This window comes from Stenotrophomonas sp. VV52, from assembly GCF_002893095.1.
GTDB lineage: Bacteria > Pseudomonadota > Gammaproteobacteria > Xanthomonadales > Xanthomonadaceae > Stenotrophomonas > Stenotrophomonas aracearum.
The window spans coordinates 129,693-149,813 of sequence record NZ_PKQQ01000002.1; the positions used below are offsets into that span (position 1 = coordinate 129,693).

14 protein-coding genes and 1 riboswitch are annotated in these 20,121 nt (G+C 67.3%); of the genes, 4 read left to right on the plus strand and 10 right to left on the minus strand.

Annotated features, from left to right (window positions below; all coding sequences use genetic code 11):
- The first annotated feature begins 1 nt into the window (after position 1).
- Positions 2-3,169, plus strand: coding sequence for an efflux RND transporter permease subunit (locus C2U58_RS06615; RefSeq protein ID WP_102945119.1), 3,168 nt, complete (start codon positions 2-4; stop codon positions 3,167-3,169).
- 186 nt (positions 3,170-3,355) lie between these two features.
- Here the strand turns inward: C2U58_RS06615 and leuB are convergent, their stop codons facing one another.
- The 9 genes from leuB to ilvC form a co-directional block, all read right to left on the minus strand.
- The gene (gene leuB / locus C2U58_RS06620; protein WP_102945120.1) at positions 3,356-4,414 is read right to left on the minus strand and encodes a 3-isopropylmalate dehydrogenase; all 1,059 of its coding nucleotides are present in this window, start codon (positions 4,412-4,414) and stop codon (positions 3,356-3,358) included.
- The gene (gene leuD, locus C2U58_RS06625) at positions 4,404-4,982 is read right to left on the minus strand and encodes a 3-isopropylmalate dehydratase small subunit (RefSeq protein WP_102945121.1); all 579 of its coding nucleotides are present in this window, start codon (positions 4,980-4,982) and stop codon (positions 4,404-4,406) included. The genes leuB and leuD overlap by 11 nt, the downstream gene beginning before the upstream one ends.
- Positions 4,982-6,403 (minus strand): 3-isopropylmalate dehydratase large subunit, encoded by a 1,422-nt coding sequence (gene leuC / locus C2U58_RS06630; RefSeq protein ID WP_102945122.1) that lies wholly within the window; start codon positions 6,401-6,403, stop codon positions 4,982-4,984. Before leuC ends, leuD begins: the two co-directional genes overlap by 1 nt.
- Positions 6,404-6,449: 46 nt before the next feature.
- Entirely contained in the window at positions 6,450-7,232 is a 783-nt protein-coding gene (locus tag C2U58_RS06635; protein ID WP_102945123.1) for a class I SAM-dependent methyltransferase, read from the minus strand.
- A 10-nt stretch (positions 7,233-7,242) separates the two neighbouring features.
- Complete coding sequence (locus tag C2U58_RS06640) at positions 7,243-8,799, minus strand: 2-isopropylmalate synthase (RefSeq protein ID WP_102945444.1); 1,557 nt, start codon at positions 8,797-8,799, stop codon at positions 7,243-7,245.
- Positions 8,793-9,890: a threonine dehydratase gene (locus tag C2U58_RS06645; RefSeq protein ID WP_102945445.1), complete on the minus strand. Its 1,098-nt coding sequence runs from the start codon at positions 9,888-9,890 to the stop codon at positions 8,793-8,795. Before C2U58_RS06645 ends, C2U58_RS06640 begins: the two co-directional genes overlap by 7 nt.
- 93 nt (positions 9,891-9,983) lie before the next feature.
- A complete protein-coding gene (locus C2U58_RS06650) occupies positions 9,984-10,244 on the minus strand; it encodes an ACT domain-containing protein (RefSeq protein WP_070208854.1) in 261 nt (86 codons plus the stop codon).
- Entirely contained in the window at positions 10,228-11,964 is a 1,737-nt protein-coding gene (gene ilvG, locus C2U58_RS06655) for an acetolactate synthase 2 catalytic subunit (RefSeq protein WP_102945124.1), read from the minus strand. The genes C2U58_RS06650 and ilvG overlap by 17 nt, the downstream gene beginning before the upstream one ends.
- Positions 11,965-12,002: 38 nt before the next feature.
- Positions 12,003-12,977, minus strand: a complete 975-nt coding sequence (ilvC, locus tag C2U58_RS06660; protein WP_102945125.1) for a ketol-acid reductoisomerase — start codon at positions 12,975-12,977, stop codon at positions 12,003-12,005.
- Between the two features lie 509 nt (positions 12,978-13,486).
- Here ilvC and ggt point away from each other — a divergent pair.
- On the plus strand, positions 13,487-15,205 hold the full coding sequence (gene ggt / locus C2U58_RS06665) for a gamma-glutamyltransferase (protein WP_102945126.1): 1,719 nt from the start codon (positions 13,487-13,489) through the stop codon (positions 15,203-15,205).
- A 461-nt stretch (positions 15,206-15,666) separates the two neighbouring features.
- On the opposite strand, the gene C2U58_RS06670 is transcribed toward ggt, so the two are convergent.
- A complete protein-coding gene (locus tag C2U58_RS06670; RefSeq protein ID WP_102945127.1) occupies positions 15,667-17,238 on the minus strand; it encodes a BCCT family transporter in 1,572 nt (523 codons plus the stop codon).
- 67 nt (positions 17,239-17,305) lie between these two features.
- A riboswitch (TPP riboswitch) is annotated at positions 17,306-17,407 on the plus strand.
- 98 nt (positions 17,408-17,505) lie between these two features.
- Between C2U58_RS06670 and thiC the strand changes: the two genes are divergently transcribed.
- Positions 17,506-19,383: a phosphomethylpyrimidine synthase ThiC gene (gene thiC / locus C2U58_RS06675; RefSeq protein ID WP_102945446.1), complete on the plus strand. Its 1,878-nt coding sequence runs from the start codon at positions 17,506-17,508 to the stop codon at positions 19,381-19,383.
- Positions 19,384-19,423: 40 nt separating this feature from the next.
- Complete coding sequence (locus C2U58_RS06680; protein ID WP_102945128.1) at positions 19,424-20,101, plus strand: ion channel; 678 nt, start codon at positions 19,424-19,426, stop codon at positions 20,099-20,101.
- Positions 20,102-20,121: the final 20 nt, after the last annotated feature.

Below are 20,121 nucleotides of genomic sequence, written 5' to 3' on the forward strand. Positions count from 1 at the left end.
CGTGCGCCGCTTCAATCTTTCCGAATGGGCGCTGGGCAACCGCGCGCTGGTGCTGTTCGCCATGCTCGCCTTCGCCATCATCGGCGCGTGGTCGTACAAGCACCTGGGCCAGTCCGAGGATCCGCCGTTCACCTTCAAGGTGATGGTGGTCCGCACGCTGTGGCCGGGTGCCACCGCCGAGCAGGTCTCCCGGCAGGTGACCGAGCCGATCGAAAAGGCGCTGTTGAACACCGGGCAGTACGAGTTCATCCGCTCGTATTCGCGTCCGGGCGAGTCGCAGGTGATCTTCGTGGCGCGCGACAGCCTGCGTTCCAAGGCGATTCCGGACCTGTGGTACCAGGTGCGCAAGCGCGTGGGCGACATCAAGCCGACCCTGCCGCGCGAGATCGTGGGGCCGTTCTTCAACGATGAGTTCGGCGACACCTTCGGCAACATCTATGCGTTGACCGGGCAGGGCTTCGACTACGCGGTGATGCGCGACTACGCCGACCGCATCCAGCTGGAGCTGCAGCGGGTACCGGACGTGGGCAAGATCGAGTTGGAAGGCCTGCAGGACGAGAAGATCTGGATCGAGCTGTCCAACACCAAGCTGGCCACGCTGGGCGTGTCGCTGCAGCAGGTGCAGCAGGCGCTGGCCGACCAGAACGCGATCACCGCGACCAGCTTCTTCGAAACGCCGACCGACCGCGTGCAGCTGCGCGTGACCGGCCAGTTCCAGAGCGTGGACGACATCCGCCGCTTCCCGATCCAGGCCGGCGACCGCACGCTGCACCTGGGCGACATCGCCGAGATCAAGCGCGGCTTCGCCGACCCGGCCTCGCCGAAGATGCGCTTCATGGGCGAGGACGCGATCGGCATTGCGGTGGCGATGAAGGACGGTGGCGACATCCTCAAGCTGGGTTCGACCCTGGATGCGGAGTTCGAACGCCTGCAGAAGACGCTGCCGGCGGGGATGCAGCTGCGCAAGGTCTCCGACCAGCCGCATGCGGTGGAAGAGTCGGTGGGCGAGTTCGTGCAGGTGCTGACCGAGGCGGTGGTGATCGTGCTGCTGGTCAGCTTCTTCTCGCTGGGCCTGCGCACCGGCTTGGTGGTGGGTGTGACCATTCCGCTGGTGCTGGCGATGACGTTCTTCGTCATGCATTACTTCGACATCGGCCTGCACAAGATTTCGCTGGGTGCGCTGGTGCTGGCGCTGGGCCTGCTGGTGGACGATGCGATCATCGCGGTGGAGATGATGGCCACCAAGATGGAGCAGGGCTACGACCGCCTGCGCGCGGCGAGTTTTGCGTGGGAGTCGACGGCGTTCCCGATGTTGACCGGTACGTTGATCACGGCGGCCGGCTTCCTGCCGATCGCGACGGCGGCGTCGAGCACGGGCGAGTACACGCGGTCGCTGTTCCAGGTGGTGACCATTGCGCTGGTGGTGTCGTGGATCGCGGCGGTGCTGTTCATTCCGTACCTGGGCGACAAGATGCTGCCGGACCTGTTCAATCCGCAGCCGCCGAAGCCGGGCAGTTTCGCGGCGCGCTGGCATGCGCGGCGGCAGGCGTGGGGCGATCGGTTCCCGGCGCTGGGGCGCTTCATCGTGCCGAAGCAGCATGCGCACGACCATGATCCGTACCAGCGGCCGTTCTATACGCGCTTCCGGCGATTCCTGGATAGCTGCCTGCGCCATCGCTGGTGGGTGATCGCGGCGACAGCGGCGTTGTTCGTGTTCTCGCTGCTGATGTTCCGCTTCGTGCCGCAGCAGTTCTTCCCGGATTCGACCCGGCCGGAACTGATGGTGGACATCGAGCTGGCCGAAGGTGCGTCGCTGCAGGCGACGCAGGCGCAGGCGCACAAGCTGGAGACGCTGTTGAAGGGGCGGGACGGCATCAGCAACTACGTGGCCTACGTGGGCACGGGGTCGCCGCGTTTCTACCTGCCGCTGGACCAGCAGCTGCCGGCGACCAATTTCTCGCAGTTCGTGGTGTTGACGGAGAACGCGGAGGCGCGCGAGGCGACGCGGAGCTGGTTGCTGAAAGAGGTGATTCCGCAGTTCCCGGACGTGCAGATGCGGGTGACGCGGCTGGAGAACGGGCCGCCGGTGGGCTACCCGGTGCAGATGCGTATTTCCGGTGAGCATATCGAGCAGGTGCAGGCAATTGCGCGCAAGGTGGAGGCGAAGGTGCGGGAGAACCCGCATGTGATGAACGTGAACCTGGACTGGAGCGAGCCGAGCAAGGTGGTGCGGCTGGTGATCGACCAGGACCGTGCGCGGGCGCTGGGCGTGAGCAGTGCGCAGGTGAGCCAGCTGTTGGGCACGTCGTTGTCGGGGATGAGCGTGAGCACGTACCGGGAGGGCAATCGCCTGATCGAGATGCTGCTGCGGGGTCCGGACAATGAGCGGGTGCGGCTGGACATGCTGGGCAGCCTGGCGATTCCGACCAGCGGCGGGACGTCGGTGACGTTGTCGCAGGTGGCGCGGCTGGAGTATGTGTTCGAGGACGGGATCATCTGGCACCGCAACCGGTTGCCGACGGTGACGGTGCGTGCGGACATCGGCGATGGGAAGCAGCCGCTGGATGTGGTGCAGCAGTTGTTGCCGACGCTGGAAGGGATCCGGGCGGAGCTGCCGTCGGGGTATCTGCTGGAGACAGGCGGTACGGTGGAGGATTCGGCGCGTGGCCAGAATTCGATCAAGGCGGGCATGCCGTTGTTCCTGATCGTGGTGGCGACGTTGCTGATGCTGCAGCTGCGCAGTTTCTCGCGGGCGGCGATGGTGCTGGTGACGGCGCCGCTGGGGATCATCGGGGCGACGCTGTTCCTGCTGTTGTTCCGGGCGCCGTTCGGGTTCGTGGCGTTGCTGGGGACGATCGCGCTGGCGGGCATGATCATGCGCAATTCGGTGATCCTGATCGATCAGATCCAGCAGGACATCGATGCGGGGCATGACCGTTGGCACGCGATCATCGATGCGACGGTGCGCCGGTTCCGGCCGATCGTGCTGACGGCGCTGGCGGCGGTGCTGGCGATGATTCCGCTGTCGCGCAGCGCGTTCTACGGGTCGATGGCGATTTCGATCATGGGCGGGCTGATCGTGGGCACGGTGTTGACGCTGGTGTTCCTGCCGGCGTTGTATGCGGCGTGGTTCCGGGTGAAGCCGGATGAGGCTGGGGAGCAGGCGTGATCATTGCGGCGCGAAGAGCGGCGCTTTGATTTTTCCGTGCTGGGGCGGCCGCCGGGCAGCCCCGCTCCGGGACACGCCGCAAGTACGTCCTTGTACGCTGCTAGAAAACATCCATGTTTTCTAGCGTCCCTCCGGGGGCTACCCGGCGGCCGCCCCCGATGGTTGGTCGTGGGCGGTTGGGAAGGGCTACAACCGCGCCAACACGGCGTCGGTGGCCTGCGTGGTCGATACGGCCTGGCCCTTTGCTGCGAGGTCGGCGGTGAATACGCCGTCGTCCAACGCGGCATGCACGGCGGCTTCTACTGCTGCCGCTTCTGCTTCCAATCCCAACGAATGGCGCAGCAGCATTGCGGCGCTGAAGATGGTGGCGTACGGGTTTGCGATGCCCTTGCCGGCGATGTCCGGGGCCGAACCGTGGATGGGTTCGTAGATGCCCACGGCGCCGGGTTCACCCAGCGATGCCGACGGCAGCAGGCCCAGGGAGCCGGCCAGCATCGAGGCCTCATCGGTCAGGATGTCGCCGAACATGTTCTCGGTCACGATCACGTCGTACTCGCGCGGCTTGGCCAGCAGGTGCATGGCCATGGAGTCGACCAGCTGGTGTTCGAGGGCGATCTCGGGGAACTCTTCGCGGCCGATGCGTGCGGCGACGTCGCGCCACAGGCGCGAGGTTTCCAGTACGTTGGCCTTGTCGACCGAGGTGACCTTGCCGCGGCGCTGCTGGGCCAGGCGGAAGGCGCTGCGCATGACGCGTTCGATCTCGCCGACGCTGTAGCTGCACAGGTCGCTGGCGGTGTCGGCGGTGCGGGTCTTTTCGCCGAAGTAGATGCCGCCTGTGAGTTCGCGTACGACGACGAAGTCGACGCCTTCGAGCAGTTCGGCCTTGATCGGCGAGGCGCCGAGGGCGGCGGGGTGGGTGCGCACGGGGCGCAGGTTGGCGTACAGGCCGAGCGCTTTGCGGATGGCCAGCAGGCCCTGTTCGGGCCGGACCTTTGCATTGGGGTCGGACCATTTCGGGCCGCCCACCGCGCCGAGCAGGATGGCGTTGGCCTGGCGGCAGGCGTCGAGGGTGGCGGCGGGGAGCGGTTCGCCGTGGCGGTCGATGGCGATGCCACCGATGTCGTGCTCGCTGAAGGTGAAGGTGTGGCCAAAGCGTTCGGCGACGGCGCCCAGCACCGCGACGGCGGCAGCGGCGACTTCGGGACCGATGCCATCACCGGGTAAAGCGACGATCTCAGCGTGCATGTTCACTCTCGTAACGTTCAATGTCAGGGGTGCGGCCCAGCAGATACCCCAGCTGGTCCACGCCTTCCAGCAGGCAGGTCTGCGAGAAGCCGTCCAGCGGGAAGGTGTACACGCGGCCGTCGGGCGTGCGCAGTTCGCGCGCGGCGACGTCCACGGTCAAGGCATCGTCGGGGCGCTGCATCAGGGTCTGTACGTCGGCTTCGTCCAGCACGATCGGCAGCAGGCCGTTCTTCAGGGCGTTGCCACGGAAGATGTCGGCGATTTCGCTGCTGACGATGGCGCGCAGGCCCAGGTCGACCAGCGCCCACGGCGCGTGCTCGCGGGAGGAGCCGCAGCCGAAGTTGCGTCCGGCCAGCAGGATGCTGCGGCCGGCGTTGTGCGGCTGGTTGAAGGCAAACGCGGGGTTCGGGGCACCGTCGGCCTGCCAGCGCCAGTCGTTGAACGCATGCTTGCCGAGCCCGGCGCGTTCGGTGGTGGACAGGAACCGCGCCGGAATGATCTGGTCGGTGTCGATGTTGGTCTCGCGCAGCACCACGCTGGTCGAGGTCAGGGTGCGGAAACCGCTCATCAGGCCACCTCCTGCGCGGCATACAGGTCACGGGGGTCGGCCACCCGGCCGTTCACCGCGGCCCAGGCGGCGGTCATCGGCGAGGCCAGCAGGGTGCGCGAGCCGGGGCCCTGGCGACCTTCGAAATTGCGGTTGCTGGTGCTCACCGCCAGCTGGCCGGGGGCGACCAGGTCGCCGTTCATGGCGATGCACATCGAGCAGCCCGGTTCGCGCCATTCGGCACCGGCCGCGCGCACGATGGCGTGGATGCCTTCGGCTTCGGCCTGGCGCTTGACGATTTCCGAGCCCGGTACCACCAGCATGCGCACGCCGGAGGCCACGTGGCGGCCCTGCAGCACCTGCGCCACTTCGCGCATGTCGCTCAGCCGGCCATTGGTGCAGGAGCCGACGAACACCACGTCGACGGGGGTGCCGGCCAGGGTCTGCCCGGCGTGGAAGTGCATGTAGTCCAGGCCCTTCTGGTCGGCGGCATCGTTGGCAGCCGGAATCGGCGCGTCCACCGCGATGGCGGTGCCCGGATGGGTGCCCCAGGTCAGGGTCGGGCGGATGTCGGCGGCGTCGATGCGTACTTCGGCGTCGAAGCGTGCGCCCTCGTCGCTGCGCAGCTGCTTCCACTGCGCCACGGCCAGGTCGAATTCGATGCCCTTCGGGCCGCGCGGGGTGTTGGCGACCCAGTCGAAGGTGACCTGGTCGGGCGCGACCATGCCGGCGCGGGCGCCGGCTTCGATCGACATATTGCACAGGGTCATGCGCTGCTCCATGTCCATCGCGGTGATTGCGCTACCGCGGAATTCCAGCACGTGCCCGGTGCCGCCGTTGACGCCGATCACGCCGATGATGTGCAGCACCACGTCCTTGGCGCCCACGCCGGGCGCCAGCGTGCCATCGACGGTGATCGCCATGGTTTTGGCCTTGCGCTGCAGCAGGCACTGGGTGGCCAGCACGTGGCCCACTTCACTGGTGCCGATGCCGAACGCCAGCGCGCCGAACGCACCGTGCGTGGAGGTGTGGCTGTCGCCGCAGACGATGGTCATGCCGGGCTGGGTGAAGCCCTGCTCTGGCGCGATGACGTGCACGATGCCGCGGTTGGCCGACTGCATGTCGAACAGTTCGATGCCGTGCTCGGCGCAGTTGCGCGCCAGCATCGCCACCTGCGCTTCGGAGGCGGCGCTGGCGTAGGGCAGGGTGCCATCGGCCGCCGCCGGCAGGGTCGGGGTGGAGTGGTCCATGGTCGCCTTGGTCCGGTCCGGGCGGCGCGGGGACAGGCCGCGCTCGCGCAGTTCGGTGAACGCCTGTGGCGAGGTCACTTCATGGATCAGGTGCAGGTCGATGTACAGCACGGCGGGCGCGCTGTCCGATTCGGGTACGACCACGTGGGCGTCCCACAGTTTGTCGTACAGGGTGCGGGGAGCTGGGGTCATGGGATGGCCTTGCGGGTTCATGTGACGATAGTGCGGAAAGGTCGAATCAGGAAGCGCGCAGGCGCGCGTCGAAGCGCAGTCGCACGTAGTCGGCGGTCCACTGACCGTGCGCGTTGCGCTGGCTGGGCGCGAGCAGCGCCACGGTGTCGTCGATCACGCGCTGGTGCTGGGTGCTGTCCAGCCCGCCCAGGAACGGCGACGCGAACGTGCGCAGCCAGCCGGCCATGCCGGTGGGCAGCACCGTCGGGCGCGGCAGGGATTCGATGTGGCGGACCTGGAAGCCATGCGCGCGCAGGCGGTCGGCGTACTCGTCGGCGCTGGGGAAGTACCACGGAAACGCCGGTACCGCATGGCCATTGCTGCACAGCGCGGCCTGCAATGCGCTGGTGACGGTGGCCACGTTGCCCTGGCCGCCCATCTCGGCGACGAAGCGGCCGCCGCTGCGCAGGGCACGACGCACGCCGTCGATCACCCGGTCCGGTTCGCGCATCCAGTGCAGCGCGGCATTGCTGAACACCGCATCGAAGCAGCGCTCGAAGGTCATCGCATGCGCGTCCATCAGGCGGGCATCCAAGCCGCGCGCGCGGGCGCCACCGATCAGCTCCGGCGAGCTGTCCACGCCCACGACCGTTGCACCGCTGAGCGCCAGGTCGAACGTGAGCACGCCGTCGCCGCAGCCCAGGTCCAGGATGCGCTCGCCGCGCTGCGCGTCGAGCAGGCGGGCCACCGCGCCGCCGAGCACCGGCACGAAGCCGGCGTCGATGGCGTAGTCGTGCGCGTTCCATTGCTGGGTGCTGTCGGGGACGAACGGCGAGTCGAAGGCGCTCATGCGGAATCCCTCAGGCGGCCGCGGTTGCGGCGGTGTGTTCGGTACTGGCCTGGCGCTGGCGCAGCAGGCGGTTGGCCACGTCCAGCCAGGCCAGCGCGGAGGCCTCGATGATGTCGCGGCTGGTGCCGGTCCCTTCGTACTCCACGCCGTCGTGGCGTACGCTCAGGTTGGCTTCGCCGCGCGCGTCGGCGCCGATGCCGACGCTGTGCACGTGGTAGCTGTCCAGCATCAGCTGCACGCCGGTGGCGGCGGCCAGTGCGCCGAACAATGCATCCACCGGGCCGTCGCCCTGGGCGGTCTCGGCGACGCGGTTGCCGTCCGGGTCGGACAGTTCGACCAGCGCATTGGCGCGGCTGCCGACGTCGCTGATGGTCATCGAGGCGAGGCGGTAGCCGTTCTGGGTGGAGCTGCCCTGCATCAGTACCTGCAGGTCGGCATCGGTGACCACGCGCTGCTGCTCGCACAGCGACTTGAACTGTTCGAACACCAGCTTCAGCTCTTCCTCTTCCAGCCAGAAGCCCAGCGCGCGCAGGCGCGCTTCCACTGCGGCACGGCCGCTGTGCCGGCCCAGCACCATCTGCGAGTTTTCCCAGCCCACGTCTTCCGGGCGCATGATTTCGTAGGTGCCGCGGTGGCGCAGCATGCCGTGCTGGTGGATGCCGGACTCGTGCGCGAAGGCGTTGGCGCCCACGATCGCCTTGTTGCGCTGGACCGGCATGCCGACCAGGCGCTGCAGCAGCTGCGAGGTGGAGACGATGCGCGGGGTGTTGATCCGGGTGTCTTCCTCGTAGAAGGCGTTGCGCACCTTCAGCACCATCACCAGCTCTTCCAGCGAGCAGTTGCCGGCGCGTTCGCCGATGCCGTTGATGGTGCATTCCACCTGGCGCGCGCCGCCTTCGATGGCGGCCAGCGAGTTGGCCACGGCCAAGCCCAGGTCGTTGTGGCAATGCGCACTGAAGATGATGCGGTCGCTGTCGGGCACCCCGGCGATGACACGCTGGAACATGCCGCGGATCTCTTCGGGCGTGGTGAAGCCCACGGTGTCGGGCAGGTTGATGGTGGTGGCGCCGGCGGCTACCGCCACGCGTGCGACTTCCACCAGGAAGTCTTCTTCGGTGCGGGTCGCATCTTCGGCGGAGAATTCCACGTCGTCGATATAGCTGCGGGCCAGGCTGACGTGCTTGTGCACCGACTCCAGCACCTGCTCGCGGCTCATGCGCAGCTTGTGCTCGCGGTGCAGCGGGCTGGTCGACAGGAACACGTGCAGGCGCGCGTTGGCGGCCGCGTCCAGGGCGCGGGCCGAGGTCTCGATGTCGGTGGCCAGGCAGCGCGACAGCACCGCCAGCGTGGGGCGGCGTACCTCGCGGCCGATCATCGCCATCGCGTCGCGGTCGGACTGCGAGCTGGCCGGGAAGCCGGTCTCGATGATGTCCACGCCCAGCTCGTCGAGCGCGCGGGCCATCACCAGCTTCTGCTGCGGGCTCATGCTGCAGCCGGGCGACTGTTCGCCGTCGCGCAGGGTGGTGTCGAAAATTCGAATTCGGGGGGAGTTGGGCGTGGTCACCAGGAGGTCTCCTCGACGGCAAGGTCGGATGGCAAGGCAGGGGAAGGAAGAACGGGGGAAGTCGGGGGTGGCGCGAGCACGGTCGGTAGGGGCGGCCGTGTTCGCTCGCTGGCGCGGCGGCGCGGTTTGCGCGGTGCGCGTGGGCGGATGTCGGAGAGCAGCTGGGCCAGCACCATCGCGTCGATGTTGCCGCCGGAGACCACCGCGCACTTGCGCCGGCCGGCGACGCGGCGGCCGGCCGCCAGCGCCAGCGCACCGGCGCCTTCGGCGATGATGTGTTCTTCCAGTGCCAGCCGTACCAGCGTTTCGCGCAGCTCGGCTTCGCGCACGATCACTACGTCGTCCAGCAGCGCGCTGCACAGGCGGCGGGTCAGCTGGCCGGGAATCTTTACCTTGACGCCGTCGGCCAGGGTCGGCACCGGCGCGATCTCACGGCTGTCGCCCCGGATCGCGCGGGCCATCGAATCGACCCCTTCGACCTGCGCGCCGACGATGCGCACGCCCTGGGATTTCAGTGCCAGCGCCACGCCCGAGGCCAGGCCGCCACCGCCGATCGGCACGATCACCACGTCCGGCGCGTGCGCGGCCAGTTCGATGCCCAGCGTGCCCTGGCCGGCGATCACGTCCGGATCGTCGAACGCGGACAGGAAGCGGTAGCCGTGCTGTTCAGCCAATGCCCGCGCGAACGCGTAGGCCTCGTCATAGCTGTTGCCATGCTGGCGCACGGTGGCGCCCCAGTGCGCCACGCCGGCGATCTTGGTCGCCGGGGCGCCATGCGGCATCACCGTGATCGCCGGGATGTCCAGCCGGTAGGCCGACCACGCCACGCCTTGGGCGTGGTTGCCGGCCGAGGCGCAGATCACCGGGCGGTCGTCGCCGCGCTCGCGCCCGGCCAGCAGCGCATTCAACGCACCGCGTACCTTGTACGACCCGGTGCGCTGCAGGTTCTCCAGCTTCAGCCAGGTGCCGAACCGTTCTGCGTAATGCAGCGGGGTCGGCGGCAGGAACCGGCGCAGCCGCGCCTGCGCGGCCAGCACGTCGGCGACGCTTACGTCGCCTACTTCCGGTTCCTGGGGCGCGCGGCTAGCAGGCATGGCCATGACACGCAGGCACGACCCGGTCGCGCGACGTCGACGGGCCTGCGAGAAGACCCCTCCGTACCGGCACCGTAACCACGGTGCGGGCGTTCATGCCGATACTCCAGCGCCGGGCTCCAGCGCGCTGATCCGCACCGACACGCAGTCGTAGATCTTCTCGATCTGGCGGCACAGGGTTTCCGGCGGTCGGGTGCTGTCCACCACCAGCTGCAGGTGCCAGCGGCCATCGTCGGCGGCATTGGGCGCGCCGACGATCGCGCGCGGGGCGAAGCCGCGGCGTTCGGCCATGCCGATCACGCGCAGCAGCGCGCCTTCGGCCGGAACCAGCACCAGGTCAAGCCGGTATTGCATGGGGGAACTCCTGCGGCTGGTGGGCGGGGTTGCTTTCCAGCATGGTGCTGTTGGCATTGTTGGGCGGCACCAGTGGCCACACGTTGGCGCGGGCGTCGATGGCCACGTGCAGCAGCGCCGGGCCGGGTTCGGCCAGCAGCGCGGCCAGGCCGCCTTCGACGTCGTCGCGCGCCTCGATGCGGGTGGCCGGAATGCCGAACACCTTGGCCAGTGCGGCGAAGTCCGGGTTGTCGGACAGGTCGATCTCGCTGTAGCGCTCGGCGAAGAACAGCTCCTGCCACTGCCGGACCATGCCCAGCGAACTGTTGTCCAGCAGCACGATCTTCACCGGCAGGCGGCAGCGTGCGATGGTGGCCAGCTCCTGCACGTTCATCATGAAGCTGCCATCGCCGGAAACCAGCACCACGGTGCGCTCGGGACAGGCGAACTGCGCGCCCATCGCCGCCGGCAGGCCGAAGCCCATGGTGCCCAGCGCGCCGCTGGTCAGGTGGTTGCGCGGATGGTTGAAGCGGCAGTGCTGGGCCACCCACATCTGGTGCTGGCCGACATCGCAGGCAATGATCGCGTCGGCCGGGGCGACTTCGCTCAGGCGCTTCAGCAGGGCCGGGGCATAGATGTGCGCGCCGGGGGCGTCGTAGCGCGCGGCGAAGCGCTCGCGGTGGGTCGCGCAGCGCTTGCGCCACGCGTCCTGTGCCGGTGCGGGGCTGGGCAGTGCGGCAGTCAGCGCTCGCAGTGCGGTGCCGACGTTGCCCGGTACCGCCACATCGGCAGTACGCAGCTTGGAGATCTCGTACGCGTCGGCGTCGATGTGGATGACCCGCGCGAACGGTGCGAACTCGTTCAACTTGCCGGTGGCGCGGTCGTCGAAACGTGCGCCGACCACCACCAGCAGGTCGCTTTCCTGCACCGCCATGTTGGCCGCGCGGGTGCCGTGCATGCCCAGCATGCCCAGGTAGTGCGGGTGCTGCGCCGGCAGGCCGCCCAGGCCGCGCAGGGTCAGCACGGTGGGAATGGCGGTGGCATTGACGAACGCGCGGAAGTCCTCGACCGCATCGCCCAGGGCGACGCCGCCGCCGGCATAGATCACCGGCTTCTCTGCTGCCTGGATCGCGGCGATGGCGGCGGCCACGGCCTCGTCCTGCGGGGCGGCGGGCGGGTTCACCGTTTCGGGGACATGCGCCGGCAGGTGGCTGGCGTCGGCGATCTGCACGTCCTTGGGCAGGTCGATCAGCACCGGGCCGGGGCGGCCTTCGCGGGCAATGCGGAAGGCTTCGCGGACGATGCGCGGCAGCTCGTCGACCGAACGCACCAGCCAGCTGTGCTTGACGATCGGCAGGGTCAGGCCGAACACGTCCAGTTCCTGGAACGCGTCGGTGCCCAGCAGCGGGGTGGCGACCTGGCCGGTGATGCAGACCATCGGCACCGAATCCAGCATCGCATCGGCGATGCCGGTGACCAGGTTGGAGGCGCCCGGGCCGGAGGTGGCCACGCACACCCCGACCCGGCCGCTGGCGCGGGCATAGCCGTTGGCGGCCAGGGCCGCGCCCTGTTCGTGGCGGACCAGGATGTGCTTGAGCCCCGAGTCCACCAGGGCGTCGTAGAAGGGCATGATGGTGCCGCCCGGATAGCCGAACAGCGTGTCGACGCCCTCGGCTTCCAGGGCCTGCGTCAACCAGCGTGCGCCGTTGCGGTGCGCGGTGCTGTGTGCGGAGGTGTTCATGCGGTGACCTTTGCGAAAGCGGTGGGGGAGCCGCGCGGTTACGCGGCTTGACTTTGCAACCAGACCATCTTGGCGCGCAGTTCCTTGCCTACCTTCTCGATCGGATGTTCCAGGTCGGCCTGCTTGAACTTGTTGTAGTTCGGCAGGCCCGCTTCGTATTCGGCCACCCAGTTCTTGGTGAAGGTGCCGTCCTGGATGTCGGTCAGCACGGCCTTCATGCGCTCCTTGGTGCCGGCGTCGATCACCCGCGGGCCGCTCACGTAGTCGCCGTACTGCGCGGTTTCGGAGATGAACTCCAGCATGCGGGTGATGCCGCCTTCGTAGAACAGGTCCACGATCAGCTTCAGTTCGTGCAGCACTTCGTAGTAGGCGATTTCCGGCTGGTAACCGGCTTCCACCAGCGTTTCGAAACCGGCCTGGACCAGCGCCGAGGCGCCGCCGCACAGCACCGCCTGCTCACCGAAAAGGTCGGTTTCGGTTTCTTCCTTGAAGGTGGTCTGGATCAGGTTGGCGCGCGCGCCGCCCAGGCCAGCGGCATAGGCCAGCGCGTACTCGGCGGCCTTGCCGCTGCGGTCCTGGTAGACCGCCCAGATGCACGGCACGCCACGGCCGATTTCGTATTCGCGGCGGACCAGCGCGCCCGGGCCCTTGGGCGCGACCAGCACCACGTCCAGGTCGTCGCGCGGGGCGATCATGTTGAAGTGCACGTTCAGGCCGTGCGCGAACAGCAGCACCGCGCCCTGTTTCATGTTCGGTGCCAGTACGTCTTCGTAGAGCTTCTTCTGCACCATGTCCGGGGTCAGTACGGCGACCAGGTCGGCGTCCTTGACGGCCTCGGCCGGGGCCTTCACGGTGAAGCCGTCCGCCTGCGCCTTGACCTCGGTCGGGCCGCCCGGACGCAGGCCGATGACGACATCGAATCCGGATTCACGCAGGTTCAGGGCGTGGGCGCGGCCCTGGCTGCCATAGCCGACAACAGCGATCTTGATCTGGGGCAGGTCGTTGGTGCTCATGGGGGAGGTCCTCTGGAAGATGTAGCGGAAGGAAGAAGAATCGAAGGGTTCTGAAACGAAAAAACCCGCACCTGGGTGGGTGCGGGTTTCGATGGATACCTGGCAGTTCTGCTTACACGCCGGTCCGTCCCGCACCTGTTGGTTGGGTAATAAGTACGAGGACAAGAAGCGAACGGATCGAGGCCGCGCCGGGTCCGGCGTGCTCGATGGATTCGTCAATGGGCGTGTGGCGCTGCAACATGTGATCGAGAAAACCACAGAGGTTTTGCCGCTGTCAACCGTGGAAAGGCGATTTCCAACAGTTTCGCCTGTATCCAGCGCAAAGCCCTGTCGCACAAGGATGGTTGCGGGTGAAAGCGTTCCGGTGAACCCGGGTTCAAGTATTGAAGCGGGGTTTCCGCGCGGAATATCGGCTTGAGCGTGTGTCGTGCATGACCATTGTCGGATGTGCGAATGCGGCCGCTGCGGCGACCATCGGTGGGTTATCTCACTTCCTGGAATCCCCAGCCGTGTCCCGACCCCTTGCCCGTGCCGTACTGGCCACTGCGCTGCTGTGCGCGCTGCCGCTGTTCTCTTCCGCTGCCGACCGGGTGACCGGGCGGGACTTCGCGACCCGTTCGGAGGTGATCGCGCCGCACGCGATGGCGGCCACGTCGCAGCCGCTGGCCACGCAGATCGCGCTGGAGGTGATGAAGGGCGGCGGTTCGGCGGTGGACGCGGCGATCGCGGCCAATGCGGCGCTGGGCTTGATGGAGCCGACCGGCAATGGGGTGGGCGGAGACCTGTTCGCAATCGTGTGGGATCCGAAGACGCAGAAGCTGTACGGCTACAACGGCTCGGGCCGGTCGCCGAAGTCGCTGACGCTGGCGGAGTTCCAGCGCCGCGGGTTGAAGGACATTCCGGCGACGGGGCCGCTGCCGGTATCGGTGCCGGGTGCGGTGGATGGCTGGTTCGCGCTGCATGACAAGTTCGGCCGCAAGCCGATGGCGGACAACCTGGCGCCGGCGATCCGCTATGCGCGCGAGGGCCATCCGGTGGCGGAGGTGATCGCGTACTACTGGGACCGTTCGGTGCCGAAGCTGTCGCAGTACCCGGGCTTCAAGGAGCAGTTCACGATCAACGGGCATGCGCCGCGCAAGGGCGAGCTGTGGAAGAACCCGAACCTGGCAAACACGCTGGAGCAGATTGCAACGGGCGGGCGCGATGCGTTCTACAAGGGCGACATCGCGCGCACGATCGGTACGTACTTCAAGGCGAACGGTGGCTACCTGAGCTATGAGGACATGGCGAGCCACCACGGTGAGTGGGTGGAGCCGGTGAGCAGCAATTACCGGGGTTATGACGTGTGGGAGCTGCCGCCGAACAGCCAGGGCATCGCGGCGCTGCAGATCCTGAACGTGCTGGAGGGCTACGATTTCTCGAAGATTCCATTCGGGTCGCCGGAGCATGTGCACCTGTTCGTGGAGGCGAAGAAGCTGGCGTTTGCGGACCGGGCGCGCTTCTACACGGACCCGGCGTTCCAGCCGGCGCCGGTGCAGAAGCTGGTGTCGAAGGAGTATGCGGCGGAGCGGCGAAAGCTGATTTCGATGGACAAGGCGCTGCGCGAGGTGCAGCCGGGCACGCCGAAGCAGCTGGAGGAGGGCGACACGATCTACATGACGGTGGCGGACGCGGACGGGATGATGGTGTCGTTGATCCAGTCCAACTACCGGGGCATGGGCAGCGGCATGGCGCCGCCGGGGCTGGGCTTCATCCTGCAGGATCGCGGTGAGATGTTCGTGCTGCGCAAGGATCATCCGAACGGCTATGCGCCGGGCAAGCGTCCGTTCCAGACGATCATTCCGGGCTTCGTGACCAAGGACGGGAAGCCGTACATGAGTTTCGGGGTGATGGGCGGTGCGATGCAGCCGCAGGGCCATGCGCAGATCGTGATGAACATGGTGGACTTCGGAATGAACCTGCAGGAGGCGGGCGATGCGCCGCGCATCCAGCACGAGGGCTCGACCGAACCGACCGGTCAGGCGACGGCGATGAGCGATGGTGGCGAAGTCAACCTGGAAACGGGTTACCCGTATGAAACCGTGCGCGCGCTGATGCGCAAGGGGCACCGCGTCACCTTCGCTGACGGCCCCTACGGCGGCTACCAGGCGATCATGCGCGACCCGGAAACCGGTGTGTACTACGGCGCTTCGGAAAGCCGCAAGGATGGGCAGGCTGCAGGGTACTGAGAACGTCGGCTCACAGAAGATCCGTAGAGCCGGGCTCTGCCCGGCCGCTGTTGGATTCAGGCGAACAGCCGACGTCCGCAAGGTTTCCCTGGTCAGGGCCGTCGGGTGCGGATTTGTGGGGGACGCCGTAAATACATCCATGTAGGCTCATCGCCGCATCCATGCGGCTCGTGCCCCCTCAAACCCACCCCCGCCGACCCTCCGATAGTTGGCAGGTGGCCAAGGGAAACCCCACTGCGCCGTCAGACCCCCGCGTAGGGACACGCCATGCGTGTCTTCTCTCGCAGGCGGGGCAGATCTCTCTGGAGAAAAGCCCCCTTCTTGTTGAAGGGGGCGCGCCGAAGGCGCAGGGTTAAGGTGGAATGCGCGGATAACGCGGGCCGCAGGCACGTGTTATCCCGGAGCGGGGCTGCCCGGCGGCCGCCCCTGCACGTAGCAACTGAAACGCTGCTCCTGCGTTATTAGGTATCCGCGCGAGACGCCTCATCGCGCGTCTCTTCCTGCGCGGCAATTTCGCGTTCTATCCAGGCATCCATCATGCGCCGCGCGCGCTGGGCGCGCCGGCGCTGCAACTGGTATTCGGTATCCAGCACGCGATACAGCGATACGATCACCGCCAGCATCAACAGCGCGAAGGGCAGGGCCGCAATGGTGATCATGCCCTGCAACGCATCCAGCCCGCCGGCCAGCAACAGTACGGCGGCAATCAGCGCGATCGCCACGCCCCAGGTGATGCGCCGCGCCAGCGGCGGGTCGCCGGCCTGGTCGGTGGACATGCTCGCCAGCACCAGCACCGCCGAGTCGGCCGAGGTGACGAAGAAGATCATCAGCAGCAACAGCGCGATCACCGACAGCACACCCGGCATCGGCAGGCTGTCGAACATGGTGAACAGCACGGTCTCGTAGCCGTTGCCCAGCGCCTGGGCGAGGTCGACATGACCAAAGATCTGCGACCACAACGCGGTGCCGCCAAACACCGAGAACCACAGGAAGCCGAGCACGGTGGGCGCGATCACCACGCCGAGCACGAATTCGCGGATGGTACGGCCGCGCGAAACACGGGCAATGAACGAGCCCACGAACGGTGCCCACGCGATCCACCACGCCCAGTAGAAGATCGTCCAGTCCGCCACCCAGGTGCTGCCCGAGAACGGCGACATGCGCAGGCTCATCGTGACCAGCTGGTTGAGGTAACCGCCCAGCGTCGTGGTGAAGGTGTCGAAGATGAAACCGGTGGGCCCGAGCACCAGCACCAGTGCCAGCAGCAGTGCGGCCAGTCCCAGGTTGATGTTGGACAGCCACTTGATCCCGCGCTGCACGCCGCTGGTGGTGGACGCCATGTACAACACGAAGGCGACGGCGATGATGGTCAACTGCGTGGGCACGTCCGAGTGGATGCCGAACACCCGCTCCAGGCCGGCGGCAATCTGGATCGTGCCGAAGCCCAGCGTGGTCGCGACACCGATCGCAGTGGCCACTACCGCCGCCACGTCCACCACCGTGCCCATCCAGCCGCGATGGTGTGCACCGATCAGCGGTTGCAGCAGGTCGCTGATCTGGCCCCGCCCGTTGCGGTTGAACTGGAACCACGCCATCGCCAGGCCGATCAGGGCGTAGATGGCCCACGGGTGCAGGCCCCAGTGGAAGAATACGTATCGCATCGCCGCGCGCGCCGCTTCCATGCTCTGCGGCGGCAGGCCTTCGGGCGGCGTGATGAAGTGCGAGACCGGCTCGGCCGCGCCCCAGAACACCAGGCCGATGCCCATGCCCGCCGCGAACAGCATCGCCATCCAGCTGGCGTTGGAGAACTCCGGCTCGGCGTCTTCGCCGCCGATGCGCAGGCTGCCCAGCCGGCCAAAGGCGAGGTAGAGCAGGAAGGAGAGGGTGATGAACACCACCAGCAGGTACAGCCACCCCGCACCGCGGACGATGTGGACCAGTCCGCCGCGGACGATGTCATTGAATGCGTCCGGGGCAACGCCGGCGGCCAGCACCAGCAGCAGGACCAGCGCGATGGAGATTCTGAAGACCATGCCGGAGAGTCTAGCCAAGCCCGGATGACACCCGTGTTCACGTTCGGGCCGGGCTGTGCTCTAATCCGCCCCGAAGCGGGGGTACCGCGGCCCTGGGGCCACGGTTGAGACAGTCCCATCGAACCTGATCCGGTTGATACCGGCGTAGGGAAGCTTCGCTACAGCAGCTGCATGCCGCGCGGGACCCGTGCGCCCTGCGACTGCCGTGCGCCGCCGCTTCGTCCCCGTTCCGCACACCCCGTGCGGGCGAGTACCCAGGACGATGTCGTGAACGCACAAACTTCCAGCCTGCAGCAGCAGGCCCAGCAACTCTCCGCTTCGGTTACCCGGCCGATCCCCGGCTCGCGCAAGATCCACGTACCCGGCTCGCGCAGCGACCTGCAGGTGCCGATGCGCGAAATCGCGCTGACCCGTACCCCCACGCTGTTCGGGGGCGAGGAAAACGCCCCGCTGACCGTCTATGACACCTCCGGCCCGTACACCGACCCGGAGGCGCGCATCGATCTCTCCATCGGCCTGCCGGCCCTGCGTGCCGGCTGGGTGGCCGAACGCGGCGACACCGAACTGCTGCCGCACCTGAGCTCTGCCTTCGGACGCTCACGCGAAACCGACGCCCGCCTGGACGCCGTGCGCTTCCCCTCGCGCCTGCAGCCACGCCGCGCGCTGGCCGGCGCCAACGTCACCCAGATGCACTACGCGCGGCGCGGCATCATTACCCCGGAAATGGAATTCGTCGCTCTCCGCGAGAGCCAGCGGCTGGAGCAGGTGCGCGACAAGGCGCTGTTGGCCCAGCACCCCGGGCAGTCGTTCGGCGCGGCCATTCCCGCCGTGATTACCCCCGAATTCGTCCGCTCGGAAATCGCGCGCGGGCGTGCGGTGCTGCCCAACAACATCAACCACCCTGAAAGCGAACCGATGATCATCGGCCGCAACTTCCTCACCAAGATCAACGCCAACATCGGCAACAGCGCGGTGTCCTCGGGCATCGCCGAGGAAGTGGAAAAGCTGGTCTGGGCGATCCGCTGGGGCGGCGACACCGTGATGGACCTGTCCACCGGCAGGCACATCCATGAAACCCGCGAATGGATCCTGCGCAACTCGCCGGTGGCGATCGGTACCGTGCCGATCTACCAGGCGCTGGAGAAAGTCGACGGCCGTGCCGAGGAACTGACCTGGGAGATCTTCCGCGACACCTTGGTCGAACAAGCCGAACAGGGCGTGGACTACTTCACCATCCACGCCGGCGTGCTGCTGCGCCATGTGCCGCTCACCGCGAAGCGGGTTACCGGCATCGTCTCGCGCGGGGGCTCGATCATGGCCAAGTGGTGCCTGGCGCACCACCGCGAGAACTTCCTGTACACGCATTTCGAAGAGATCTGCGAAATCATGAAGGCCTACGACGTGACCTTCTCGCTTGGCGATGGCCTGCGCCCGGGCTGCATTGCCGACGCCAACGACGCGGCGCAGTTCGGTGAACTCGAAGCGCTGGGCGAACTCACGAAGATCGCCTGGAAGCACGACGTGCAGACCATGATCGAAGGGCCCGGCCACGTGCCCATGCAGCTCATCAAGGAGAACATGGACAAGCAGCTGCACGAGTGTGGGGAGGCACCGTTCTACACACTGGGGCCACTCACCACCGACATCGCGCCGGGTTACGACCACATCACCAGCGCGATCGGTGCGGCGATGATCGGCTGGTATGGCACCGCGATGCTCTGCTACGTCACCCCCAAGGAGCACCTCGGGCTGCCCAACCGCCAGGACGTACGCGACGGCATCATGGCCTACCGCATTGCCGCGCATGCCGCCGACCTGGCCAAGGGCCACCCCGGCGCGCAGGTGCGCGACAACGCGCTGAGCAAGGCGCGCTTCGAGTTCCGCTGGGAAGACCAGTTCCACCTCGGCCTGGACCCGGAGAAGGCCCGTGAATTCCATGACGAGACCCTGCCCAAGGACGCGCACAAGCTGGCCCATTTCTGTTCGATGTGCGGGCCGCACTTCTGTTCGATGAAGATCACCCAGGACGTGCGCGACTATGCAGCCGGGCAGGGGCTGGACGAACAGGACGCGCTGGCCGCCGGCATGGCCGAGAAGTCCAGCCAGTTCCGTGCACAGGGTGCACAGGTCTATCGGCAGGAGTGAGCTAAGCTCCGGGCACCACACTGGGGACCGGGGACGGACGATGGCGATTGCACGCACCACCAAGTGGCTGGCCATTGCCCGCCGGCATCCGTCGGCCTGGCTGCTGGGCGTGCAGTTGCTGGGCGTGCTGATGTACCCCGCCATGGACGAGTCCGGGGCCGGTCGCGCACTGTTCGGTGCGTTCGGCATCGCCGTGCTGGGCTTGGCGATCTGGGTGGTGCGGCGCAGCCCGCTGGGGATGTGGCTGGCACTGGTGCTGGCCATTCCCTCGGTGGTGTTTTCCATCGCCGGCGCGTTGCTCGGGCGCCCGGCGCTGGTCACCACCGCGCAGCTGCTCGAATGCCTGCTGTACTTCTATACGGCTGGCAGCCTGATTGCCTACATGCTGCAGGACCACAAGGTCACCCGCGACGAGCTGTTCGCCGCGGGGGCCACCTTCACCCTGCTGGCGTGGGCGTTCGCCTTCGCCTTCGCGGTCTGCCAGCAGTGGTACCCGGGCAGCTTCGTAGCGACCAGCGAGAACGAGCTTCGCACCTGGATGGAACTGCTTTATCTGAGCTTCAGCTTGCTGTCCGGCGTTGGCCTCAGCGATGTGGTGCCCATCCACCCGCAGGCGCGTGCGCTGGTGATGCTCGAACAGTTCGCCGGCGTGATGTACGTCGCGCTGGTGGTATCGCGTCTGGTGGGCCTGACCATGATTCGGAATGCACGAAGCTGAATCAACAATAAAAATTTGCT